20 protein-coding genes are annotated in these 23,378 nt (G+C 70.4%); 13 read left to right on the top strand and 7 right to left on the bottom strand.

Translation table 11 applies throughout. The features are described 5' to 3' along the window. Nucleotides 1–9: 9 nt before the first annotated feature. From ACFXK0_RS10370 to acnA, 3 genes are all read right to left on the bottom strand, one after another. Nucleotides 10–3,498: a protein kinase gene (locus ACFXK0_RS10370; protein ID WP_379409742.1), complete on the bottom strand. Its 3,489-nt coding sequence runs from the start codon at nucleotides 3,496–3,498 to the stop codon at nucleotides 10–12. Nucleotides 3,499–3,536: 38 nt separating this feature from the next. Then, a complete protein-coding gene (locus ACFXK0_RS10365) occupies nucleotides 3,537–4,103 on the bottom strand; it encodes a TetR/AcrR family transcriptional regulator (protein WP_019047713.1) in 567 nt (188 codons plus the stop codon). Nucleotides 4,104–4,238: 135 nt separating this feature from the next. Next, nucleotides 4,239–7,052, bottom strand: coding sequence for an aconitate hydratase AcnA (gene acnA / locus ACFXK0_RS10360; protein ID WP_379409741.1), 2,814 nt, complete (start codon nucleotides 7,050–7,052; stop codon nucleotides 4,239–4,241). Nucleotides 7,053–7,332: 280 nt separating this feature from the next. On the opposite strand from acnA, the gene ACFXK0_RS10355 reads away from it, so the two are divergent. From ACFXK0_RS10355 to ACFXK0_RS10315, 9 genes are all read left to right on the top strand, one after another. Continuing rightward, a complete protein-coding gene (locus tag ACFXK0_RS10355) occupies nucleotides 7,333–7,881 on the top strand; it encodes a DUF6676 family protein (protein ID WP_379409740.1) in 549 nt (182 codons plus the stop codon). Nucleotides 7,882–8,206: 325 nt separating this feature from the next. Next, the gene (locus ACFXK0_RS10350; protein WP_379409739.1) at nucleotides 8,207–9,571 is read left to right on the top strand and encodes an NlpC/P60 family protein; all 1,365 of its coding nucleotides are present in this window, start codon (nucleotides 8,207–8,209) and stop codon (nucleotides 9,569–9,571) included. A gap of 256 nt (nucleotides 9,572–9,827) precedes the next feature. Further along, on the top strand, nucleotides 9,828–10,994 hold the full coding sequence (locus ACFXK0_RS10345; RefSeq protein WP_379409738.1) for an AAA family ATPase: 1,167 nt from the start codon (nucleotides 9,828–9,830) through the stop codon (nucleotides 10,992–10,994). 23 nt (nucleotides 10,995–11,017) lie between these two features. After that, nucleotides 11,018–11,974: a DUF58 domain-containing protein gene (locus ACFXK0_RS10340; RefSeq protein WP_379409826.1), complete on the top strand. Its 957-nt coding sequence runs from the start codon at nucleotides 11,018–11,020 to the stop codon at nucleotides 11,972–11,974. Next, a complete protein-coding gene (locus ACFXK0_RS10335; RefSeq protein ID WP_379409736.1) occupies nucleotides 11,971–12,975 on the top strand; it encodes a VWA domain-containing protein in 1,005 nt (334 codons plus the stop codon). The genes ACFXK0_RS10340 and ACFXK0_RS10335 overlap by 4 nt, the downstream gene beginning before the upstream one ends. 84 nt (nucleotides 12,976–13,059) lie before the next feature. Continuing rightward, nucleotides 13,060–13,776, top strand: coding sequence for a 3-oxoacyl-ACP reductase FabG1 (gene fabG1, locus ACFXK0_RS10330; protein WP_379409735.1), 717 nt, complete (start codon nucleotides 13,060–13,062; stop codon nucleotides 13,774–13,776). A gap of 128 nt (nucleotides 13,777–13,904) precedes the next feature. Continuing rightward, nucleotides 13,905–14,741, top strand: a complete 837-nt coding sequence (gene inhA, locus ACFXK0_RS10325; RefSeq protein ID WP_379409734.1) for an NADH-dependent enoyl-ACP reductase InhA — start codon at nucleotides 13,905–13,907, stop codon at nucleotides 14,739–14,741. Further along, nucleotides 14,741–15,790, top strand: a complete 1,050-nt coding sequence (locus ACFXK0_RS10320; RefSeq protein ID WP_379409733.1) for a ferrochelatase — start codon at nucleotides 14,741–14,743, stop codon at nucleotides 15,788–15,790. Before inhA ends, ACFXK0_RS10320 begins: the two co-directional genes overlap by 1 nt. A gap of 86 nt (nucleotides 15,791–15,876) precedes the next feature. Beyond that, nucleotides 15,877–16,266, top strand: a complete 390-nt coding sequence (locus tag ACFXK0_RS10315; protein ID WP_379409731.1) for a hypothetical protein — start codon at nucleotides 15,877–15,879, stop codon at nucleotides 16,264–16,266. Nucleotides 16,267–16,402: 136 nt separating this feature from the next. Here the strand turns inward: ACFXK0_RS10315 and ACFXK0_RS10310 are convergent, their stop codons facing one another. Continuing rightward, nucleotides 16,403–17,218, bottom strand: a complete 816-nt coding sequence (locus ACFXK0_RS10310) for a hypothetical protein (protein WP_379409730.1) — start codon at nucleotides 17,216–17,218, stop codon at nucleotides 16,403–16,405. 42 nt (nucleotides 17,219–17,260) lie between these two features. Next, nucleotides 17,261–18,085, bottom strand: coding sequence for a DUF3097 domain-containing protein (locus ACFXK0_RS10305; RefSeq protein WP_379409728.1), 825 nt, complete (start codon nucleotides 18,083–18,085; stop codon nucleotides 17,261–17,263). 101 nt (nucleotides 18,086–18,186) lie between these two features. Between ACFXK0_RS10305 and ACFXK0_RS10300 the strand changes: the two genes are divergently transcribed. From ACFXK0_RS10300 to ACFXK0_RS10285, 4 genes are all read left to right on the top strand, one after another. Beyond that, nucleotides 18,187–18,618, top strand: coding sequence for an NfeD family protein (locus ACFXK0_RS10300; RefSeq protein ID WP_379409726.1), 432 nt, complete (start codon nucleotides 18,187–18,189; stop codon nucleotides 18,616–18,618). Nucleotides 18,619–18,621: 3 nt separating this feature from the next. Beyond that, nucleotides 18,622–19,917 (top strand): SPFH domain-containing protein, encoded by a 1,296-nt coding sequence (locus ACFXK0_RS10295; protein WP_379409725.1) that lies wholly within the window; start codon nucleotides 18,622–18,624, stop codon nucleotides 19,915–19,917. 395 nt (nucleotides 19,918–20,312) lie between these two features. Next, a complete protein-coding gene (locus tag ACFXK0_RS10290; RefSeq protein ID WP_379409724.1) occupies nucleotides 20,313–21,488 on the top strand; it encodes a hypothetical protein in 1,176 nt (391 codons plus the stop codon). Continuing rightward, entirely contained in the window at nucleotides 21,485–21,790 is a 306-nt protein-coding gene (locus tag ACFXK0_RS10285; RefSeq protein WP_379409723.1) for a hypothetical protein, read from the top strand. Before ACFXK0_RS10290 ends, ACFXK0_RS10285 begins: the two co-directional genes overlap by 4 nt. Nucleotides 21,791–21,832: 42 nt before the next feature. Here the strand turns inward: ACFXK0_RS10285 and ACFXK0_RS10280 are convergent, their stop codons facing one another. Further along, a complete protein-coding gene (locus ACFXK0_RS10280; RefSeq protein WP_379409721.1) occupies nucleotides 21,833–23,035 on the bottom strand; it encodes a molybdopterin-binding protein in 1,203 nt (400 codons plus the stop codon). Nucleotides 23,036–23,140: 105 nt separating this feature from the next. Further along, the gene (locus tag ACFXK0_RS10275) at nucleotides 23,141–23,341 is read right to left on the bottom strand and encodes a hypothetical protein (RefSeq protein WP_379409720.1); all 201 of its coding nucleotides are present in this window, start codon (nucleotides 23,339–23,341) and stop codon (nucleotides 23,141–23,143) included. Between the last annotated feature and the right edge of the window lie 37 nt (nucleotides 23,342–23,378).

The raw sequence follows: 23,378 nt of genomic DNA, 5'->3' as shown, positions 1-23,378 counted from the left end.
CCGGGCGGCTCAGTCCCAGAGGAGCTCCCAGACCGTGACCGCGCCGGGTTCGACGGTGATCGCGGTGCGGCCGTCGGCGGAGAGCTGCACGTCGGTCAGGCCGACGACGGGATAGTCGGTGCCGCCGAACAGTTCGCCGGAGCTCAGGTCGAACAGTTTCAGTCCGCTGCGGTGGACGAGGGCGAAGGTGCCGTCCGCGGCCAGGGCCGCCGGGCGGACCGGGCCGGGCGGGAGGGCCGGACCGGCGCGGTTCTCGTCCGGATACCAGACGCGCTGGGAGCCGTCCTGCCCGGTGAGCAGTGCCGTGTGACCGTCCGCGCTGACCTGCACCCGGTCCGCGCCGGCCATCTCGTCGACCGGCCGCGCGTCCCCGTCCAGCCTGGTCAGGTGCCCGTCCCGGTCGACACCCAGTAGTGATCCGCCGGGCAGCCGCGCCGGTGGGCGCACGCCGGGTACCCGATCATCGGCCGGGGTCATGCGCCGGGTGATGGTGTCGATCCGCCACCAACCGGCAGCGGTGACACCGGCGAAGTCCCGTGGCGCGCGGACCGCGACCCGGGTGCCGTCGGGGTCGAGGTGGATGTCCTCGCCCGAGCCGATTCCTAGGGGCCGGGGCCACAGTGCCCGGAACTCGCCGCGCCGCCCGCCGAGAACCTCGCGCCGCAGCCGGATCAGCGCGGGATGCCGCTGGGCCGTCGGTACCTGGTGCGCCGCGCGCAGACAGTCCCGCGCTGCGGGCAGATTCCCCGCGTCGAGGAGTTGGCGGGTCAGGTCGATCGCGGCGCGGACGGCGCGTTGCCGGTGCCGCCAGCCCGGCGGTGGCAGCAGCAGGGTGGCCTCGACGCGCTGGGAGAGGTGGAAGGCGGTCACGGTGCCCTCCTGGGTGGCCACGACGACTGTCTGTTCCCGGTCGGTCAGGGCGGCGTGGGTCACTGGCGCGCCACCGGTGACGAGGGTGCGCACGATCCGGCCGGTGGTGACCTCGGCGAGCAGGACCGCGCCCGTGGCCGTGCCGACCACGGCCAGTGCGCCGTCGCGGGACACGCCCACCGCCGTCGGCGCGCCGGGTTCGTGGAATGTCCACGGCCCCTGGGCGATCAACCGGCCGGTCGCGGTGTCGTGGGTGGTGACCCGGGCGTCGGGGGACACGGTGAGCAAGGTCGCGCCGCCGACGCTCGTGGCGGTGGTCTGCGGTTCCGGCCGCCCGGTCGCCGCGGAACGGGACGGTAGCGCGGAATGGGACGGCCGCGCGAACGTGCCGTCGGCATCGGTGACGGCACCGTCGGCGCCGATCCGCCAGATCCCGGTGGCCGACGCGACCCAGAGCTGCTCGCCCGCCTCCTCCTCGAGGAAGCCGATCCCGGTCACCTCCGCGCTGGGCAGCCGGTGTTCGCGCACCAGTGCGCCGGACCGGAGGTCGTGGACGTATGCGGTGTCGCCGGCGCCGACGGCCAGCAGATCCCGGATCACCCACCAGCCCACGGTGATCGGGGCATCTCCGGGCACGGTGAGCACCGTGCGCCGCCGGAACGTCGGACCGTAGACGTGCACCGACCGCCCGATCACCGCCGCGAAGGCCTGGTGGTCGGCTACGGCCAGCTGCGTGATCGGCGCGCCGAGCCGCGCGGTGAACCCCGCGCCGTGCACCTGACGCCGGTGCGCGGTCGCCCGCAGGCGCTGCGCCATCGGATCGTGCGGCAGCTGCCAGGGGAGTAGTTCGAGGTGGGTGCGCGCCGCGCGGCCGTCGCACCGTTCCAGCGCGACCGCGCCGAGGAACAACTCGTACACGGGGTCGAGCGGGTCCGAGCGCTGGGCGTCGAGCACCGCCGCGCGCATCTGCGTATCGGTGATCGCCGCGCGGTGCCACTCCAGCCGGAGCCGGTGGAAGACCGCGTAGGGGTGCGACGGGTCCTGCCCGACCGCGGCGGTCAGCAGCGTGCGGGCGGTGTCGAGGTCGCCCAGTTCCAGCCAGGACAGTGCCTCGTTGACCATGCCCTCGGTGGAACGCCGCTCCGGCGGGGCCGGGCGCTCGCGGGGATAATCGGTCCCGAACAGCAAGCGGTGGGCCGCGATCAACCGTTCGGCGACGGCGTTCATGTCGTGCGGTCGCAGCTCGTACGGGAGCAGGCAGTGTGCCAGGATCTCGGCGACCGCCCGCGGTAGTGCGGGCACGTCAGGGCCGGGCGGCGGGGCCTGCCCGCCGCCGCCGGTCAGCTGGGTCAGCAACCGGGGCGTTTCGGTGCCGAGCAGCGAGGGCCGGTGGCCGTGGAACATCGCGAGAATCGTTGCCGCCCACGACCATACGTCGGTGGCGCGGTCGAGCAGCTGCTTGTGCCCGGTGGACCAGGCGTACTGCTCGGGCGAACAGTACGCCGGGGTGTATCCGGCGTACCCGGCCGCGACCGTCCCGGCCAGATCGACGGCCCGGCGCAGGGCGTCGACCTGCCGGGGCACGCCGACCGTCCACGCCCTGGCCAGGCCGATATCGGTGACCTTCGCGAGCATCCGGCCGTCCGGTTCGGGCGCGAGCAGGAGATTGCCCGGCTTGACGTCCTGGTGCACGAGACCGCACCGGTGTACGTGGTCCAGCCCCCAGGCGCTCTGGATCGCGATGTCGAGAATCCGGGCGAGCGCGGCGGATCCGCCCGGCGCGTAGAGCTCGCGGTTCTCGATCGCGTCGGCGAGACTGCCGCCGGGCATCCACTCGGCCATGACCCGCGGCAACCCGCGATAGCGCGCCACATAGCGACATCCGACGACGTGCGGGTGCGCCCCGAGTTCGAGCCAGGCGCGCGCCTCGGCCTCGAACAGCGGCAGCACCGACGGATCCGCGAAGTGGGCGCCACGCGGCGCCTTCACCGCGAGGTCGATTCCCCAGTCCCGGTGATGCACCCGGTAGACCACGCCCATCCCGCCCGCGGTGATGATCGCGGTGACCTCGTAGCGCTCGTCGACCACCTCGCCCAGCGCCCACTCGTCACCCGGCACCGCCGCGGCCTCCCTGGCGGCGACGACATCGGTGCCGAGCTCGCGCAGGAACGTGCCGACGGCGCCGTCGGGGTGGTCGAGCAGACCCAGGAACAGGTGGACGGCACGGGGATCGGGCTCGCCGTCGCCGCCCGTGGCGCGGGGATCCGCCGCGGCGCGCTCGTGCATGCTGCCCAGGACCAGGGTGGCCTGTGTGTGCGGTCGCAGGCGCGGTCCGTCCTCGTGGCATGGAGTGGAGAGGTCGGCCCGCCAGGTCGCCGCGGCCGTCTCGGCGGCCCGATCGGGATCGATCCCCGCGCGCCACACCATGTCACGGAGTTCGCCGAGTTCCTCGGCCAGTTCGCCGCGGCGCGCGTCGTGGCGGTCGGCGGCGGGCAGACTCAGTGCGTCACGGCGGCACGCCTGCACCAGTGCCAGCAGCAGAAGCCAGGAGGTCCAGTAGGTGCGCATGCCCAGATCGCGGGCGGCGCTACGGGTGAGATCGAGGACGAATTCGCGGCTGACCGACACCCCTCACCCTAACCGGAAGGGTTGCGGCGGTGCGGTTCTCAGTCGCGGCGGCGAACCGAGGCCTCGACGAGATCCAGCACGGCGGAGAGATTGTCGTCGGTGTGGCCGGAGGCGATCCGGGCGATCAGGCCGTCCAGGACCAGGTCCAGATAGCCGAGCAGGACATCGGTGGGGACGTCGTCACGCAGGGCGCCCGCGGCCTTACGGCGCTCGAGACGGGCCAGGGTGGCCGCGGTGAGTTCGGCCGAACGCTGGGTCCAGCCGGCCCGGAACTCCGGGTCGGTGCGCACCCGGCGGGCGATCTCCAGGCGGGTGCCCAGCCAGTTGAATTCCTCGGGGCGGGCGAGCATGTCGCGCATGACCTGCACGATGCCCTGATTGGCCGCGACCTCGGCCATGCGCTCGGCATCGTCCTTGGCCAGGGCGAAGAACAGCGCGTCCTTGTCGCGGAAGTGGTGGAAGATGGCGCCGCGCGAGAGACCGATCGCCTCTTCCAGCCGGCGCACCGTGGCGCCGTCGTAGCCGTATTCGGCGAAGCAGCGCCGTGCGCCGTCGAGGATCTGGCTGCGGCGCGCGGCGAGGTGGTCGTCGCTGACCTTGGGCATGCGTCCTCCAACGGGAAATACACGGGCCCCCGCCCCGGAATTCCGAGACGGGGGCTGTCGCGAGGTGGGCATCCGTTCCCGGATGCCCGTGCGGTGCAGCATCATTCGATACTGCACCACCGGACTCCGAGGCTGTCAGCCGCGGATCATATTGCGCAGGACGTACTGCAGGATGCCGCCGTTGCGGTAGTAGTCGGCCTCACCGGGGGTGTCGATGCGCACGACCGCGTCGAACGTGGTGACCTTGCCGTCTTCGGCGGTGGCGGTGACCTTGACGGTCTTCGGGGTGACACCCTCGTTGAGGGCGGTGATGCCCTCGATGTCGAAGGTCTCGGTGCCGGTCAGGCCCAGCGACGCGGCCGACTGGCCGGCCGGGAACTGCAGCGGCACAACGCCCATGCCGATGAGGTTGGAGCGGTGGATGCGCTCGAACGACTCGGTGATGACGGCCTTCACGCCCAGCAGGCTGGTGCCCTTGGCGGCCCAGTCACGCGAGGAGCCCGAACCGTATTCCTTGCCACCGAGCACTACCAGCGGGATGCCCGCGGCCTGGTAGTTCTGCGAGGCGTCGTAGATGAACGCCTGCGGGCCACCGTCCTGGGTGAAGTCGCGAGTGTAACCACCCGAGACGTCGTCGAGGAGCTGGTTGCGCAGCCGGATGTTGGCGAAGGTGCCGCGAATCATCACCTCGTGGTTACCGCGACGCGAGCCCAGCGAGTTGTAGTCCTTGCGGGCCACACCGTTGGCGTCGAGGTACTGCGCGGCGGGGGTGCCGGGCTTGATCGGGCCTGCCGGGGAGATGTGGTCGGTGGTGACCGAGTCGCCCAGCAGCGCCAGGACGCGGGCGCCCTTGATGTCGGTGACGGGGCTCGGGTCCATCGACATGCCGTCGAAGTACGGCGCCTTGCGGACGTAGGTCGACTTCTCGTCCCACGCGAAGGTGTCGCCCTCCGGGGTGGCCAGGCCCTGCCAGCGCTCGTCACCGTCGAAGACGGTGGCGTAGGAGTTGCGGAACATGTCCTGGTTGATCGAGGACTTGATGGTGTCGTCGATCTCCTGGGCCGAGGGCCAGATGTCCTTCAGGAAGACGTCGTTGCCGTCGGTGTCCTGGCCGAGGGCGTCGGTCTCGAAGTCGAAGTCCATGGTGCCCGCGAGCGCGTAGGCGATGACCAGCGGCGGGGAGGCCAGGTAGTTCATCTTCACGTCGGGGGAGATACGACCCTCGAAGTTGCGGTTACCCGACAGCACGGCGGTGACCGAGAGGTCGTTGTCGTTGATCGCGGCCGAGATCTCCTCGGGCAGCGGGCCGGTGTTACCGATGCAGGTGGTGCAGCCGTAGCCACCGACGAAGAAGCCCAGCTTCTCCAGGTACGGCCACAGGCCGGCCTTCTCGTAGTAGTCGGAGACGACCTGCGAACCCGGCGCCATGTTGGTCTTCACCCACGGCTTGGTCGACAGGCCCTTCTCCACCGCGTTGCGGGCGAGCAGGGCGGCGCCCAGCATGACCGACGGGTTGGAGGTGTTGGTGCAGGAGGTGATGCCCGCGACCACGACGGCGCCGTGATCGAGGACGAAGTCACCGCGCTCGTCGGAGCGCACCTGGACCGGCTTGGACGGACGGCCGTTGGCACCCTTGGCGGCCGAGTGGGCCGGGGTGTAGGTGTCGTCGGCGGCGCCGGCGGACACGGCGATCGGATCGGACGCCGGGAAGGACTCCTCGCCCGCCTCGTCCAGCGCGGTCAGCTCGCCCTCGCCGACGTAGTTGACGATGTCGGAGCGGAAGGCGCTCTTGGACTCGCTGAGCAGGATGCGGTCCTGCGGGCGCTTCGGACCGGCGATGGACGGCACCACGGTGCCCAGGTCCAGCTCCAGGTACTCCGAGTACGCGGGCTCGTTGTCGGCGTTGTGCCACATGCCCTGTTCCTTGGCGTACGCCTCGACGAGCGCGAGCTGCTCGTCGGTGCGGCCGGTCAGGCGCAGGTAGTTGATGGTCTCCTCGTCGATCGGGAAGATCGCCGCGGTGGAGCCGAACTCGGGGCTCATGTTGCCCAGGGTGGCGCGGTTGGCGAGCGGCACCTCGGACACGCCGGCGCCGTAGAACTCGACGAACTTGCCGACGACGCCGTGCTTGCGCAGCATGTCGGTGACGGTGAGCACCACGTCGGTGGCGGTGACGCCCGGCTTGATCTCACCGGTCAGCTTGAAGCCGACCACGCGCGGGATCAGCATGGAGACCGGCTGGCCCAGCATCGCGGCCTCGGCCTCGATGCCGCCCACACCCCAGCCCAGCACGCCCAGGCCGTTGACCATGGTGGTGTGCGAGTCGGTGCCGACACAGGTGTCGGGGTAGGCCTGGCCGTTGCGGACCATGACGGTCGGGGCCAGGTACTCGATGTTGACCTGGTGGACGATGCCCATGCCAGGGGGGACGACCTTGAAGTCGTCGAAGGCGCCCTGGCCCCAGCGCAGGAACTGGTAACGCTCGCCGTTGCGCTCGTACTCGAGCTCGACGTTGCGCTCCAGCGCGTCGGCGCGGCCGAAGACGTCCAGGATGACCGAGTGGTCGATGACCATGTCGGCGGGGGAGAGCGGGTTCACCTTGCTCGGGTCGCCACCGAGAGTGGTGACGGCCTCACGCATGGTGGCGAGGTCGACGATGCAGGGCACGCCGGTGAAGTCCTGCATGATCACGCGCGCGGGGGTGAACTGGATCTCGACGCTCGGCTGCGCCGAGGGGTCCCAGTTCGCGATCTCGCGGATGTGATCGGCGGTGATGTTGGCGCCGTCCTCGGTGCGCAGCAGGTTCTCCGCCAGCACCTTCAGGGCGTAGGGCAGCTTCTCGGTGCCGGGAACGGCCGAGAGACGGAAGATCTCGTAGGAGTTGCTTCCGACCTCGAGCGTCCCCTTGGCGCCGAAGGTATCAATCTTCGTCACGTCAGCTCCACTCATGTGTGAGGGTGTGCCGCCGGCGGGGCTGTGCCGGCGGCTCGCGTCTTCGGAGGGGGATCCGGCGCCGTGAGCGCCGTTTTCCTCGCCGTACGAGCCTAACAGTACGCTTGTCCTATGAAATACGCGGGGGCGGTTGCGGGTGACGTGCGAGCATGTTCGGCCGTGGTGTCGCGTACTGTGCCTGTCGAGCGAGTCGGGGACAGACGCAGTGACGCTCACCCTGCAGTGTTGGATGCCCGTCGCAATACCGGCGACCGAGGCTCGACAGACCGGATGGAAGATGACCGTCTTGCACACTTTTGCGCCGATGGCCGCGGAACTGCCGCCCAATATCGTGCTGAGCAGTGTTCGATCCGATCTCGCCGACAATCATGTCGCCGCCCCCGAGGGGAAGGACCAGGAGGAACTCGCGGCGATCGTCGCTGCGGCGCGATCCGAGGGGATCCCGCTCAGCGTCGTCGTCGTTCCCGGAAACCCCGGCCACGACTCGAGCCTACGTGACCTGGCCACCGAGATCGGCGAGACCACCCAGGGAACTGTCGTCGTCGTCAGTGACGACTGGATCGGCACCTACAGCGACAGCCTCAGCCGGGTCAAGCTCGAATGGGCCGAGGATGTCGCCAAGTACCGGGGCAATCACCCCGAAGAGGCCGTGCAGGCCTTCATCGATCGGCTCGAGCAGCCCGAGGGCACGTCCTGGAGTGTGCTCACCGGGGTCGTGCTCGCCCTGACCGCCCTGGTGATCGCCGGGCTGTATGTCGTGAAGTCGCGGCGCGGACGCGAGGACGCGGCGCTGCCCCCGCACGTCGATGCGGGCTCCGCCAGTTAACTGGTTCACCCCCAGTCGCATTTCCAGGCCTCCGGTCTGCTTATCGCCGTAGAACACTGTCGCCCATCAGGCTAATTTCGGGCTACTCGCGAATTACGCCCGTGTCATTCTGTGACGGATGTTTCCTTTGTGAACTATGTGTCGTACGGTTGCGATGTTCACGATCGGGAAAGCAGTGGTACAGGGGGCATTGGTCGACTTCTGAGGTCGGTGGGTGGGCTGATGCGCCGGTGACAGGTGTCGAGTCGAGTTACTCGGAGGTGCCGTGCGCGCTGCGGGCAGGCGGGACGAAACAGGTCTCCTACGGATAGCGATCGGTTTGCTGATGGCGCTGGCTGTCGTCGTGGCCGCCGGACCGGTCGCGGCGGTACCACCACCACCGGCCAACCCCTCCGACGGCGAGCTCGCCGGTGCCGGGGCGCAGGTCGACGCGCGGGTCAGCGAGATCGGCGACCTGATCAACCGGATCGCCGCCGCCGACCAGCAGCTCCAAGCCCTCGACGACGCGCTGGCCGTCAAACGCGAGGCGGTCAACCAGGCGCTGGTCGACCTGCAGACCGCCCGCGACGCCGCCGACACGGCCGCCGCCGCGGTCACCGGCACCCAGAGCCTGCTCGACGCCGCCGGCGCGAAAGTCGATGCGGCCCGGGTGGACTTCGATCAGGTCGCCACCCAGGCCTATGTGCGGCCGTCGAGCAGTTCGGTCGTCACCTATCTGTCCTCGGCCACCGCCGATGCCGCGATGGATCGCGCGCAGGTGCTGAACATGGTGTCGAAGAACCAGCGCCAGGTGCTCGACGAGCTGCGCCGCGCCCAGATCGCCCAGGCCAACCAGAACGCGGCCGCCCGCCAGGCCAAGGCCGACGCCGACGCCGCCGCCGCTGCCGCCGAACAGCAGAAGAACGCCGCCCAGACCGCGGTGCGCGTGGCGCAGACCGAGTTCGACGCCCAGGCCGTGGCCCGCGACGACCTCGCGCGTGACCGCGCCGCCGCGCAGACCGCCCTCGACGTCGCCCGGGCCACGGTCTCGGGCCTGCAGAGCCAGCGCGAGGTCTTCCTGGCCTGGGACGACCAGCGCCAGGCCGAGCTGACCGCGCTGCTGGCCGCCGCCAACGCCGCCGCGGCCCGCGCCGCCGCCGACCAGGCCGCCCGCGACCGCGCCGCCCAGCTCGGCGAGGGCAAACGCCCGCACACGCAGCTCGAGTCCACCCCGGCGTCCCCCCGCACGCCGAGACCGCGGTCGACGACTCCGCAGATCGGCGGTTCGGCCGCCATCGAGACCGTGATCGACCGCGCGATGTCGCAGCTCGGCGTCCAATACGCGTGGGGCGGTGGCGACGAGGACGGGCCGACCCTCGGCATCCGCGACGGCGGCACCGCCGACGCGCACGGCGACTACAACAAGGTCGGCTTCGACTGCTCGGGCCTGATGCTCTACGCCTTCGCCGGCATCGGCGTCTCGCTGCCGCACTACAGCGGCTACCAGTACAACGCGGGCACCCGCGTCGACGTCGAGGACCGCGAACGCGGCGACATGCTGTTCTGGGGCCCGGGCGGCAGCGCGCACGTCGCGCTCTACCTCGGCGACGGCACCATGATCGAGGCACCCGAATCCGGTGACGTGGTGAAGATTTCACCGGTCCGCGAAGACGGCATCATGCCGTACGCGGTGCGCGTGGTCACCGGCTGACACCCGGCCCCGGCACACCGGCCCGGCGCACCCGGAATCGGCGGTGCGGTGCCGAACTCCGCGCGCTCGAGCTACGTTGGGTGCGGTAGACGCAGGTAGGTAGTGGTTCTGTGCGGCACCGAGCGCGGCGGTTTCGCCCGCGCGGTTGCGCCGGGCGAGGCTACGAATTCGCGTCTGGACCCGGTCGGTTGCGGCACACCGGGCGATTCAATGGAATAGTTGGTGCCGCACGCACAGGACCAAAGCGAAAGCGGGGATGTTGGTGACTTCGACGGAAGGTGTGAGCGGGCCGAAGCTGGCGAAGGACGCCGGTACGGCTGCGCCGAGCACCCTGGAGCGTGACGTCGCGACTCTCGAGAAGGCGATCTACGAGGTCAAACGGGTCATCGTCGGACAGGATCGGCTCGTCGAGCGGTTGCTCGTCGGCGTGCTGGCGCGTGGCCACGTGCTGCTCGAGGGTGTGCCCGGCGTCGCGAAGACCCTGGCCGTCGAAACCTTCGCCAAGGTCGTCGGTGGATCGTTCTCCCGGGTGCAGTTCACCCCGGACCTGGTGCCCACCGACCTCATCGGTACCCGCATCTACCGGCAGGGCCGCGAGGAATTCGACACCGAGCTCGGCCCGGTCGTCGCCAACTTCGTGCTCGCCGACGAGATCAACCGCGCGCCGGCCAAGGTGCAGTCGGCCCTGCTCGAGGTGATGGCCGAGCGCAAGCTGTCGATCGGCGGCAAGACCTACCCGATGCCCGATCCGTTCCTGGTCATGGCGACCCAGAACCCGATCGAGAGCGAGGGCGTCTACCCGCTGCCCGAGGCCCAGCGCGACCGCTTCCTGTTCAAGGTCGTCGTCGACTACCCCTCGGTCGAGGAAGAGCGCGAGATCATCTACCGGATGGGCGTGACCCCGCCGGAGCCCAAGCAGATCCTGGCCCCCGAGGACATCATCCGGCTGCAGAAGCTGGCCGCCAATGTCTTCGTGCACCACGCGCTGGTCGACTACGTGGTCCGGGTCATCACCGCGACCCGCACCCCCGCCGAATTCGGCATGGCCGACGTCGCCAACTGGATCTCCTACGGCGCCTCGCCGCGCGCGAGCCTGGGCATCATCGCCGCGGCCCGCTCGGTGGCGCTGATCCGCGGCCGCGACTACGTGGTCCCGCAGGACGTCGTCGAGGTCATCCCGGACGTGCTGCGGCATCGTCTGGTGCTGTCCTACGACGCGCTGGCCGACGAGGTCACCCCCGAAGACGTCATCAAGCGCGTGCTGCAGACCGTCGGTCTGCCGCAGGTCGCCCCGCAGGCCGTCGGCGGCCAGGCGGCCCCGCAGCAGCCGCCGGTGCCGCAGCCGCCCGTCAAGCAACAGCCCGCGCCGCAGCCGGTGAACGGGCAGCAGTCCCAGCCCGCCGGCCACGCCGGACCCCAGTGAGTGCACCGGAACCCGTTGTCCGCCTGGCCCCGCCGTCGCACGCGCCGCCGTCGTTCCGGGCCGGTGAGCTGACCGATCCGAAGCTGGCCGCCGCGCTCAAGACCCTCGAACTGACCGTGCGGCGCCGCCTCGACGGGGTGCTGCACGGCGACCACCAGGGCCTGATCCCCGGACCCGGTTCCGAACCGGGCGAGGCGCGGCTCTACCAGCCGGGCGACGATGTGCGGCAGATGGACTGGTCGGTCACCGCTCGCACCACCCATCCGCACGTGCGGCAGATGATCGCCGACCGCGAGCTCGAGACCTGGCTGGTGGTCGACCTGTCGTCGAGCCTGGACTTCGGCACCGGCCGGGTGCAGAAACGCGATCTGGCGATCGCGGCGGCCGCGGCCGTCACTCACCTGACCTCCGGCGGCGGCAACCGTATCGGCGCCGTCGTGGCCACCGGTCAGGACCTGGTCCGCATCCCCGCGCGCAGCGGGCGCCTGCACGCGCAGACCATGCTGCGCGGCATCGCGACCACCCCGCACGCCCGCGACGGTGTGCGCGGTGACCTGAAAGCCGGCATCGAATCGCTGCGCCGTCCGCAGCGCAAGCGCGGGCTGGCCGTGGTGATCAGCGACTTCCTCGGCGACGTCGACTGGCAGCGGTCGCTGCGCGCGATCTCGGCGCGCCACGACCTGCTCGCGGTCGAGGTGCTCGACCCGCTCGATGTGGCCCTGCCCGACGGCGGCGACGTGGTGCTGCACGATCCGGAATCCGGGCGCACCCGCGAATTCAGCGTCACCCCCACGCTGCGCGCCGATTTCGCGGCCGCGGCCAAGGCCCAGCGCGAGCAGGTACAGCAGGCGCTGCGCAGCTGCGGCGCGCCGGTGCTCAGTTTGCAGACCGATCGGGACTGGATCGCCGACGTGGTCCGGTTCGTGTCCACCCGGCGCCACAGCCTCGGCGCCCCGAGCGGGCGGGTGCCTCGCCAGTGAGTATTTCGCATTTCACGGCCGTCGTCTGGCTGGGTTTCCTGGTCGTCGTCGCGCTGCTGGTCCTCGGCTATGTGCTGGTGCAGCGCGCGCGGCACAAGCGGATGCTGCAGTTCGGCAACATGACCGTGCTCGAGAAGGTGGCGCCGACGCGGCCCAGCCCGATGCGGCACGCACCGATCGCGCTCATCCTGGTCGGCCTGATCCTGCTCACCATCGCCGCCGCCGGACCTACCGCGGTGCAGAAGGTTCCGCGCAACCGGGCGACCGTGGTGCTGGTGATGGACGTGTCGCTGTCGATGGAGGCCACCGATGTGGAGCCCGACCGGCTCTCGGTCGCCCAGAAGGCCGGTAAGGAATTCGTCGAGGGCCTGACCCCCGGCATCAACCTCGGCTTCGTCACCTTCGCCGGCACCGCCTCGGTGATGGTCTCGCCGACCACCAACCGCGAGGCCGTCAAGCACGCCATCGACAACATCAAGCTGGCCGAGCGCACCGCCACCGGCGAGGGCATCCTCACCGCCCTGCAGTCGATCGACACCCTGGCCGCGGTACTCGGCGGCGCCGAGACACCCCCGCCCGCGCGGGTGGTGCTGATGTCGGACGGCAAGCAGACCGTGCCCGACGACAAGGACATCGACAACCCGCGCCACGGCTTCACCGCCGCCCGGCTGGCCAAGAACAAGGGCATCCCGGTCTCGACCATCTCCTTCGGTACCGAATGGGGCACCGTCGAGATCCCGGACTCCGACGGCAAGGGCTCGCAGCGGGTGAAGGTGCCGGTCGACAACGACTCGCTGCGCGAGATCGCCGAGCTCTCCGGCGGCGACTTCTACACCGCCTCCTCGCTGGCCGAGCTCACCGCGGTCTACGACACCCTCGAAGAGCAGATCGGCTACGAGACCACCCGCGGCGACGCGAGCAGGCCCTGGCTGCTGGCGGGCATGCTGTTCGTCACGGCGGGCATCGTGGTGAGTTTGCTCTATCGTCAACGCCTGCCCTAGCACGCATCGCCCCGCGTTGTGAGACCTCGCAGTGCCGCGACCCTGACGCGGGGCGCACGAACTGGAACAGATAGGTTGGACCCTATGTCGAACGTCACATCCCGGTCGGTCCTGGTCACCGGCGGTAATCGCGGTATCGGTCTCGCGGTGGCCCAGCGCCTGCTCGCCGACGGCCACAAGGTCGCCGTCACGCATCGCGGATCGGGGGTGCCCGACGGCCTGTTCGGCGTGAAGTGCGATGTCACCGACAGTGCGTCGGTCGACCGTGCGTTCACCGAGGTCGAGGAGCATCAGGGGCCGGTCGAGGTGCTGGTCGCCAACGCGGGCATCACCGACGACACCCTGCTCATGCGGATGACCGAGGAGCAGTTCGAGAAGGTCATCGACGCCAACCTCACCGGCGCCTTCCGGGTCGCCAAGCGCGCCAACCGTGCCATGCTGCGCGCGAAGTGGGGCCGGATGGTCTTCCTGGGCTCGGTGGTCGGCATGATGGGCCAGGCCGGTCAGATCAACTACGCCTCGTCCAAGGCCGGTGTCATCGGTCTGGCCAGGTCGGTCACTCGTGAACTCGGCTCGCGCAACATCACCGCCAATGTCGTCGCGCCCGGTTTCATCGAAACCGATATGACCGCTGAGCTGCCCGAAGACATGAAGGACATGATCGAGAAGTACATTCCGCTGCGGCGGGTCGGCCAGGCCGAGGAGGTCGCGGCCGTGGTCAGTTTCCTCGCCTCCGAGGACGCCCGCTACGTCTCCGGCGCCGTCATCCCGGTCGACGGCGGCATGGGCATGGGCCACTGACCCGAGACGGCACACCGACCCGCGGGCTGACCCATACTCTGAATGGGCCACTGATCCGCTAACGGATCCCCCCGCGCCGCCGACAAAGTGGCGGCACACCACACTGATCTCAGGAGAACCGAAAACTCATGGGCGGACTGCTCGAAGGCAAGACCATCCTGGTCACCGGCATCATCACCGACTCGTCGATCGCGTTCAGCGCGGCCGCGGTCGCGCAGGAGCAGGGCGCGAAGGTGATCATCACCGGCATCCCGGAACGGCTGCGGCTCATCGACCGCATCGCCAAGCGCCTCCCGCAGGAAGTGCCCCCCGCCATCCCCCTCGATGTCACCAACGAGGAGAACCTGGGCGCGCTGGCCGACGCGGTGCGCGCGCTGGCGCCCGAGGGCATCGACGGTGTGCTGCACTCGATCGCCTTCGCGCCCAAGACCCTGATGGGCCCGGACGCGGTGCCGTTCCTCGACGGCCCCGGCCCCGATGTGGCGAAGTCCTTCGAGATCTCCGCGTGGAGCTACGCCTCGCTGGCCCGCGCCGTACTGCCGGTGATGAACGAGGGCGGCTCCATCGTCGGCATGGACTTCGATCCGCGCGTGGCGATGCCGTACTACAACTGGATGGGCGTGTCCAAGGCCGCGCTCGAGTCGGTGAACCGGTACGTGGCCCGGGAAGTGGGTTACGCCAAGAAGATCCGCTCCAACCTGATCGCCGCGGGTCCGGTGAAGACCCTGGCGGCCAAGGCCATCGCCGGCACCGCCACCGACGACGCCAAGCAGCTGCGTCAGCTCGACGAGTACTGGGACGGCGCCTCGCCGATCGGCTGGGACGGCGGTGACGCGCGGGTCGTCGGCAAGTCGATCGTGGCCCTGCTCTCGGACTGGCTGCCCGCCACCACCGGCTCGATCATCTACGTCGACGGTGGCGCCAGCCACAACATGTGGTTCCCCGAGGGCTTCACTGCCAACTGATGCCGGACGCCCTGCTGCTGCTGTCCTTCGGCGGCCCCGAAGGCCCCGAGGACGTGCTCCCCTTCCTGGAGAACGTCACCCGGGGCCGCGGGGTACCCCCGGAACGGCTCGCCGAGGTCGCGCAGCACTACCTGCATTTCGGCGGGATCTCGCCGATCAACGCGCTGAACCGGGAGATCATCGCCGCGCTCGAGGCCGATCTGGCCGACGCCGGGCTCGACCTGCCGGTGTACTTCGGCAACCGCAACTGGCATCCGATGGTCGAGGACACCGTCGCCCGGATGACCGCCGACGGCGTGCGCTCGGCCCTGGTCTTCCCGACCTCGGCCTGGGGCGGCTACTCCGGTTGCCGCCAGTACGACGAGGACATCACCCGCGCCAGGGCCGCCGTCGGCGCGGATGCCCCCGAACTGGTGAAGCTGCGCCAGTACTTCGACCACCCGCTGCTGATCGAGTCCTTCGCCGACGCGATCACCGCCGCCGTCGCGCGGATCCCGGCCGAACGCAGGGCCGGGGTGCGCCTGGTGTTCACCGCGCACTCCATCCCCGTCGCGGCCGACCTCGCCGCAGGCCCGCCCGGTGACGGTGGCAGGCTCTACAGCAGGCAGGTCGCCGATGCGGCCCGATTGTGTGCCGCCGCGACCGGTTTCGCCGAATACGACGTGGTGTGGCAGTCGCGTTCCGGTCCGCCGCAGGTGCCGTGGCTGGAACCTGACATCGTCGACCACCTCGACGTGCTGCACGGCAAGGGCGTCGACGCGGTGGTGGTGTGCCCGGTCGGGTTCGTCTCCGACCACCTCGAGGTGATCTGGGATCTCGACAACGAGGCCGCGGCGCGCGCCGGGGAACTCGGCATGGCCTTCGCCCGCGCGGCGACCCCCGGCACCGATGCGCGTTTCGCCCGGATGATCGTCGAGCTGATCCGCGAGCGGACCGACGCGGGCCCGGTCCGCGCTCTCGGCGACGTGCCCGGCTACGGCTGCACCGCCGACGGCGCCCTCTGCGCGCCCAGCTGCTGCGAGCCGCCTGCCCGTCCTGGCCGGCGCTGAACACAACCGGATAAACATTCGTCGGGAACCCCCGGTCCGGGGAGTAGGCTTTGCGGAGTTGTGCTCGACTGATCGGAGGACTTCCGATGCGTCCGACAGCGCCCCGATACGCGCTCGTCCTCGCGCTGGCCGCCGCCGCGCTGGGCCTGAGCGGCTGCGGCGAGGAATCCGGATACGAGACCGAGCCGCCCGCACCGTCGGAGCCCACCATCTCGCCGGCCTCGGTCGAGGAACTGTGCGGCATCCTCGACGGCCAGAAGGGCACCTGGAAGGCGCTGGGCCCGCCGGTCGCGCGAGTGGCGTTCACCGGCGCCATGCGGCTGTGGACCGTCCAGGACACCGTCGCCAATGCCGCGCTCTCCTACAATCGCGACATCGTCGACATCGTCACCGTCCGCACCTGCCCTGTCGTACGCGACCACATGCTCACCGTGCTCGCGATCCCGGACCTGCGCGCCGCCCTCGGCGGATTCTGAACCGCGACTTGCCACTTCGCGCGACTCGTGCGCCGGTATCGCCGCAGATCGTCCTGGCAAGATCGGCAGCAGTTCGAATCAGGCTCCGCCGCAACGGTATCCGTCGCGGCAGTGTCAGCCCTATCGCTGAGGGAACCTAGCCGACCCGCCCCGTCGCGGCGTGCACCGCGACCAGCCGGGCCTCGCGCAGGGTGTTCCACAGCGGGCGCAGCAGCGATTCGTGGGAATCGAGCGCGGTCGCGGAGGTGGGGGAGGAGGCCGGCTCGTGCTGGGCGACGGTGAGAATCGCCGCCACATGATCGGCGGTGTCGAGAATGCGCTTGGCGCGCAACGGGATCGAGTCGGGGTAGGCGTGCCGGGAGTAGGCGGCCAGCTGGGCCTCGATCTGCTCGCGCGGGTCGGCGTCGGTGTTGCCGAGCGAGGTGGTGTGCAGCTGCATCAGCGCGTCGGCGGCGTCACGGACCGATTCGCGCATCGTGTACTCGGCCTCGCCGAGGGACATGTCCGGGCCACCGACCTGCGGGACCTTCGCGCTGTACACCGTCCACTGCAGGGTCTCGTCGTCGTCCCAGTGCGGGATCAGCCCGGTGCCGTCCTGACCGGGGACACCGAGCAGCAGGCCTTCCTCGGCATCGACCGCGTCGGCGGCGAAAGCGGTGCCGACGGGCAGCCCGCGCACGTCACCGGGGGCTGGCAGCACCAGCCGCAGCTGGGCGCCGGCCGGGGCCATGGCCTCACGGATCACTTTGAGCAGGGGCATCGCGCCCGAACCGGCGCTCGCTTCCTGCGAGGACCACGGCAGATCGGTGCGGCCGCCGGTCACCGGGTCGCCCGCGGCGATGGTGTGCCGGGAAGCCCAGGCGTGCAACGCTTCCAGTACGTCGTCGGGCGCGCTCGTACCGGCCAGCCAGGAGCCGGCCCACAATGTCAGCGTGGCACTGGGAGAGCACATAATCATCGAGCATAAAGGTTCGCCGCGAGTGCCGCGCTGGGACTAGTCCGGTTCGGTGACGAAGTCGATGAGCCGTTCTACTGCGCCGATGAGCGGCGATTCCAGATCGCGGAACGAGTCGACCGCATCGTAGACACGTCGCCAGCCCTGCTGCGGTGTGCCCCAGCCCAGGCGCGCGCAGATGCCGGTCTTCCAGTCCTCGCCGCGCGGCACCGTCGGCCAGGCCTCGATACCGACCGCGGACGGGCGCACCGCCTGCCACACGTCGATGAACGGATGCCCGGTCACCAGCACGTGCGGGCCCAGGCCGGTGGTCAGCTGGGTCTCCTTCGATCCGGTGACCAGGTGGTCGACCAGCACACCCACCCGCGCGCCGGGTCCTGGCCCGAACTCGGTGAGCCGGGCACCCAGGTTGTCCAGGCCTTCCAGGTGCTCGACGACCACACCCTCCACCCGCAGATCGTGGCCCCACACCCGCTCCACCAGGGCCGCGTCGTGTACGCCCTCCACCCAGATCCGGCTGGTCCGCGCGACTCTGGCCCGCAGCCCATCGACCCGCGTCGAACCCGACGCCGACCTGGCCTGCTGTTTCGGTGGGGCCGCCGACGGCTTGATCAGCGTCACCGGTGTGCCGTCGATGAGGAAGGCGGCCTCGCGCAGGGCGAACAGGCGCACCGCGCCGCGACCGTCCTCGAGTTTCACGAACTCGCCGTCGTAGCTGCGATCGAAACCGACTACGGCGCCGCAGAATCCGCTCGCCGCGTCCTCCACCACCAGATCGCGTTCGGCCACGACCGTCGGCACCGGTGTCTTCTTGCTGCGCTGGTGTCCGGAAAAGATGTCGCCGTATCCGCCGCGTGCACTCACCCCCCGAAGCTACCGCCAAGTGTCCACTCTCCCAACGTGGCATCGGGGAGTGTCGGGTGCTTCTGCGCCGGTCCCGCCCGAAGAACGGTACGGTGGATGGTGTGGCCGCACTAGTCTGGCTGATCGCGGGCATCGTTCTCGCGGCGGCGGAAATGCTCACCGGGGATCTCACGCTGCTCATGCTCGGTGTGGCCGCACTCGGCACCGCGGGGGTCAGCGCCGCCGCCGGTCTGCCGCTGTGGGGTGACGCGCTGGTCTTCGGCGCGGTCGCGGGGGTGTTGTTCCTCGGGGTGCGGCCGGTGCTGCGCCGCAGATTCGGTACGCCACCGCCGATTCCGACCAATGTCGACGCCCTCACCGGCAAGTCGGCACTGGTGCTCGAGGACGTGGCGGCGCATTCGGGTCGGGTGAAGCTGGGTGGTGAGGTGTGGACCGCGCGCCCGCTCGATCCGAACGACGTGTACGAAACCGGAGTAACCGTCTACGTGATGAAGATCGACGGCGCCACCGCTGTCGTCTGGAAGGGTCCCTGAGTCATGGTTGCCTTGATCGTGGCCGCCGTCCTCGTCCTGCTGGTCGCGGTGGTGGTCTTCAAATCGATCGCGCTGGTCCCGCAGGCCGAGGCGGCGGTGATCGAACGTCTCGGGCGCTACTCGCGCACGGTCTCCGGTCAGCTGACCTTCCTGGTCCCGTTCGCCGACCGCGTCCGCGCGAAAGTGGACCTGCGGGAGCGGGTCGTCTCGTTCCCGCCGCAGCCGGTGATCACCCAGGACAACCTGACGTTGCAGATCGACTCGGTGGTGTATTTCCAGGTCACCAGCCCGCAAGCCGCGGTCTACGAGATCAGCAACTACATCGCCGCGGTCGAGCAGCTCACCGTCACCACCCTGCGCAACGTTGTCGGTGGTATGACCCTCGAAGAGACGCTGACCTCGCGCGACAAGATCAACAACCAGCTGCGCGGGGTGCTCGACGAGGCCACCGGACGCTGGGGTCTGCGAGTGGCCCGTGTCGAGCTCAAGTCCATCGATCCGCCGCCGTCGATCCAGGAATCGATGGAGAAGCAGATGAAGGCCGACCGCGAGAAGCGCGCGATGATCCTCACCGCCGAAGGCACCCGCGAGTCGCAGATCAAGACCGCCGAGGGCGCCAAGCAGGCGCAGATCCTCTCTGCCGAAGGCGCCAAGCAGTCGGCCATCCTGTCCGCCGAGGGCGAGCGCCAGAGCCGTATCCTGCGCGCCCAGGGTGAGCGCGCCGCCTCGTACCTGCAGGCGCAGGGGCAGGCGAAGGCGATCGAGAAGGTGTTCGCCGCCATCAAGAACGGCAAGCCCACCCCGGAACTGCTTGCCTACCAGTACATGCAGACCCTGCCGATGGTCGCGCGCGGCGACGCCAACAAGGTGTGGCTGGTGCCCAGCGATTTCGGCAAGGCACTCGAGGGTTTCGCGCAGAACTTCGCCACCAAGGGCGAGGACGGTGTCTTCCGCTACGAACCGTCCACCGAGGAACCGGCCCCGGTGAAAATCGAGGACGACTCCGATGTCGCCGACTGGTTCGAAACCGCCTCCGACCCGAAGATCGAACAGGCCGTCCGCGCCGCCGAGGCCACCGCCCGCACCCCCGTCGAGAGCTTGGACGCACCCCGCCCCAAGCCCGCCGCCGCAGTGGAACCCCCGCCGCCCCTGCCGGTCCCGCCCCCGATCGCGCCGCAGCAACACCCGGCCCCACCCCAGCCGCACCAGCCCCCGCCGCCCCAGCAGCATCAGGCGCCCCCGCCGCCCCGCCCCGACGACCCCTACGGCCGCCCCTGGCAGCCGCCGCAGCACGGCTGACCCGGAATTCCGTGGCCGGACGGCTCGCCGACCACACGGACGAAGTCGCGACCCGTAGGACACCGCCAGGTCCCGGGCGAGCGGGCCGGGCGACCAGCCGTCGGCGGCGATGTGGTGCCTGTGTCGCCGGTGCCGCGCTACTCGCGCCGGCACTGGGTCGGGCGCAGGCCCGGTACGAGAACCGACCTGTGCGCCCAGGACCGATACGAGGCGAACCTGCGCGCCCGGGACCGATGCGGGGCGATCCAGCGGAGGCCCTTGCCGACGTCCTCGCCCTGGCGGGGCGCCTGCCAGGGCCGCAGCCAGGGCGCTGGGGACCTCCCGACGTCGGTGGCCCAGATCCCGAGGTGCGCTCACGACCGTGAACGATGGTGTGCCGCAGGTACCTTCGAGTGATGGGCAGTTCTGACCGCACAGTGCGGGGAGTGCGCGGGCTCCGCCGTGCGGTGGCGATTGGGATCGCTGTGGTGGTGTCGGTCGCGGTCGTCGCGACGGTGCCGAGGTGGTGGTGTGGTCGTGACGCCGAGGAGTGGTTCCAGGGTGAGCCGGGGCGGGTGCGGGCGCTGGCCGAGGAGCTGGTGGCCTTCGAAGCCGAGGACGATCGGTGGCGGGCCGGTGGTGGGCGTGATCGGGTGGTCGGCATGTGGGGGCTGCTCGCGCATCAGATGACGGCGCTGGGGCTGGCACAGGTGTCACTGGCGCATCCCGAGTGGGCGGCGCGGTACGGGCCGGTGGTCACCCGCGCGGCGACGAAGAGCCTGCTGCCGCAGCTGCGGTTCGAGTTCACCGACGCCTGGCACGGCCGGGACGGTCTGGCCGAGCTCGACAGCATGGACGGGCACGCCTACCTGTCGTATCCGGCGCTGGCACTCGGCATGGCCCGCCTGGTCGATCCGGCATTCCCGCCCGATCTCGCCGCCCGCCACGATGCGCTGATCGCCGCCTTCGAACGACGCCTGCTCGCCTCGCCGACCGGGCTCCTGGATACCTTCCCCGGCGAGGCCTACCCGACGGATGTGGCGGCGGTGGCGGCGGCGATCGCGGTGCACGGCCGGGTCACCGGCGTCGATCACACGGCGGTCCTCGCGCACTGGGCCCAGCAGGTCCGTGCGGTGCAGATCGACCGGCGGACCGGGCTGGTGATCCAGCGCATGGGTGTCGATGGCAAGGCCCACGACGCCCCCCGCGCCTCCGGTACCGGGTTGGCCGCCTACTTCGCGGGCTTCGCCGACCGGGCCCTCGCCGAGGAACTGGCGGCAGGGCTGTTCGCGCAGGAACGCACCGTCCTCGGCTTCAGCGCCATCGACGAGTACGGCGACGGCTACCACGGTCCCGGCGACATGGACAGCGGCCCGCTGATACTCGGCATCTCGATCGCGGCCACCGGCTTCGCCCTCGCCCCCGCCCGCGCCTTCGGCCACCGCGCCCTGTTCACCCGCCTGTTCCGCACCACCGACCTCTTCGGCCTGCCGCTCCAGAGCGGAGACCGCACCCGCTTCGCCACCGGCGGCGTCATCGGCAACGCCCTACTCCTAGCTTTCCTGACCTCCGGCCCAGAGCTGGCCCGATGACCACCACCGTGCTGCGCGCCTGGTGGCGGACATTCCGACTGCCCGTCGTTCTCGGCGTGGCTTACCTCGTCCTGCACACGGTCGTGGCGGCCTTGTCCGCTCGCCACGGTTTCGGGTCACCCGACGGGCTGAGCCCGGTATTCGTACTCGCGGTGGCCGTGCTGGTGGTGTTGCGGATCGCGCTGCTGGTCGTCGTCCCTTCGGTGCTGATCTACCGCGCGGTGATGTGGATGGTGGATCGCTTCGTACGGCCCCCGGATATCCGGACGGCCCCTGCCGACGCCACGGTCGGCAACGGCTGATCGTCTCCAAAGTCCGCGCTGCGCTGGAAGTTTCGGTGGCGATCAGTGGGGGAGGGGGAGGAGTTCTACGAGGGTGCCTCGGCCGGTGCCTGGCGGTAGTACCGCCAGGGCTTGGCAGCCGATGAGGCCGGCGAGGTGGGGGGTGTGGGCGGGACCGGTGCTGCGCCAGACGCCGCCGGGGTGTTGCTGGACGGGGATGATGCGGGTGGCCTCGCCTGTCATGACGCCGGCGTCGGAGAGGCGGCCCCACATGGTGGGGCCGGGGGTGCGCAGGGTGAGGGCGTCGGCGACGGCGGGGCCGACGGCGAGCAGGGCGGCGACGGCGGCGAGGGGGTTGCCGGGGAGGCCGAGCAGGACGCGGCCGTCGGGGAGCTGGGCGACGAGGGTGGAGCCGCCGGGGCGGATGGCGACCCGGTCGACGATGATGCGGGCGCCCAGGTCGGCCAGCAGGGTGCGCAGGTGGTCGGCGGCGCCGCGGCCGGTCGCGCCGACCATCACCACCAGGTCGGCGTGGGATTTCAGGCTGAGCCAGGAACGCAGCAGGTCCTGGCTGTCGGCCAGATGCCACAGCCCGGTGCTCTCGATATCGCAGCAGCGCAGGAACTCCGGCAGGACCGGGCCGAGCGAATCGCGGGTCTCGCCGGGCGCGAGTGGGCCGACGGCGCGGATCTCGTCACCGGTCATCACCACATCGGCCCGCAATGGCCCACGCACGGTGACGGTTTCGGCTTCGGCGCTGAGCGCGGCCGACGCCAGAGCGGCCGACACCCGCGCACCGGCGCGCGCGAGCTGGGTGCCGCTGTGCCAGTGTTCGCCCTGCCGCCGGGTGTCGTCGCGCAGCGGCGCCTCGGGTGCACGCATCACCACGGGGTTGCCCGAGACTGTCGTCGTCATCACGTGCTCGTCGCGCAGGGTCGCGGTGGTGCCCGACGGGGTGGCCGCACCGGTGGCGATCCGCACCGCCTCCCCGGGCGCCAGCACCACCGAGCATTTGCGGCCCGCGTAGGTGACCTGCTGATGCAGCCGCCACCACGGTCCGGGCCCGGCGACCGCGTATCCGTCCATGGCGGCGCTGTCCACGCGCGGCAGCGGCGTCCCGGCGGTGAGCGTGACCGCCAGGGTCGCCCCGACCGCGTCGGCCACCGGCAGTTCACGCACCGCGATCGGCGCCAGTTCCGCCGCGATCCGCGCGCGCACCCTGGCCAGACCGCACTCGGCCACCACTACGCCCGCTCGTGCGCTCACCACCACGTCCAGCCTCCGCCTACAGCTCACCGACAATCCGACATATCGTCGGCGACCCCCATTGCCTGCGATTTTCTGAGCAGTTGCCCCACGATGACGTTGTCCTCACCCACCCACCCCACCCCCGGTGCGCACTCGGACACATCCGCGCACCCCGGGTCGGCTCATGCCGAATTCACCCCGGTCGATCTCGATCTCGATCTCGATCTCGATCTCGATCTCGATCTCGATCTCGATCTCGATCACGGTGAACGGAATCGCGATCCTGGCGAAGGCGATGTTCGTCGTGATGACGAATACCCGCACAGGATGGCGCCGGTACGCGAGTCGCCGCTCATGTTCG

Origin of the sequence: Nocardia sp. NPDC059177, assembly GCF_042755165.1 — a bacterium.
Taxonomy (GTDB): Bacteria; Actinomycetota; Actinomycetes; order Mycobacteriales; family Mycobacteriaceae; genus Nocardia.
The sequence above is the reverse complement of the archived record's forward strand: the minus strand, read 5'-3'. Positions and strand labels throughout refer to the sequence as shown.

What these genes read in the sequence shown, in the direction of transcription:
- ACFXK0_RS10315 (WP_379409731.1), top strand. Translation starts at nt 15,877, where the DNA reads ATGCGTCCGACAGCGCCCCGATACGCGCTCGTCCTCGCGCTGGCCGCC.
- ACFXK0_RS10350 (WP_379409739.1), top strand. Translation starts at nt 8,207, where the DNA reads ATGGCGCTGGCTGTCGTCGTGGCCGCCGGACCGGTCGCGGCGGTACCA.
- ACFXK0_RS10290 (WP_379409724.1), top strand. Translation starts at nt 20,313, where the DNA reads ATGGGCAGTTCTGACCGCACAGTGCGGGGAGTGCGCGGGCTCCGCCGT.
- ACFXK0_RS10295 (WP_379409725.1), top strand. Translation starts at nt 18,622, where the DNA reads ATGGTTGCCTTGATCGTGGCCGCCGTCCTCGTCCTGCTGGTCGCGGTG.
- ACFXK0_RS10355 (WP_379409740.1), top strand. Translation starts at nt 7,333, where the DNA reads ATGACCGTCTTGCACACTTTTGCGCCGATGGCCGCGGAACTGCCGCCC.
- ACFXK0_RS10345 (WP_379409738.1), top strand. Translation starts at nt 9,828, where the DNA reads ATGTTGGTGACTTCGACGGAAGGTGTGAGCGGGCCGAAGCTGGCGAAG.
- ACFXK0_RS10310 (WP_379409730.1), bottom strand. Translation starts at nt 17,218, where the DNA reads ATGTGCTCTCCCAGTGCCACGCTGACATTGTGGGCCGGCTCCTGGCTG.
- acnA (WP_379409741.1), bottom strand. Translation starts at nt 7,052, where the DNA reads ATGAGTGGAGCTGACGTGACGAAGATTGATACCTTCGGCGCCAAGGGG.
- ACFXK0_RS10320 (WP_379409733.1), top strand. Translation starts at nt 14,741, where the DNA reads ATGCCGGACGCCCTGCTGCTGCTGTCCTTCGGCGGCCCCGAAGGCCCC.
- ACFXK0_RS10285 (WP_379409723.1), top strand. Translation starts at nt 21,485, where the DNA reads ATGACCACCACCGTGCTGCGCGCCTGGTGGCGGACATTCCGACTGCCC.
- inhA (WP_379409734.1), top strand. Translation starts at nt 13,905, where the DNA reads ATGGGCGGACTGCTCGAAGGCAAGACCATCCTGGTCACCGGCATCATC.
- fabG1 (WP_379409735.1), top strand. Translation starts at nt 13,060, where the DNA reads ATGTCGAACGTCACATCCCGGTCGGTCCTGGTCACCGGCGGTAATCGC.
- ACFXK0_RS10365 (WP_019047713.1), bottom strand. Translation starts at nt 4,103, where the DNA reads ATGCCCAAGGTCAGCGACGACCACCTCGCCGCGCGCCGCAGCCAGATC.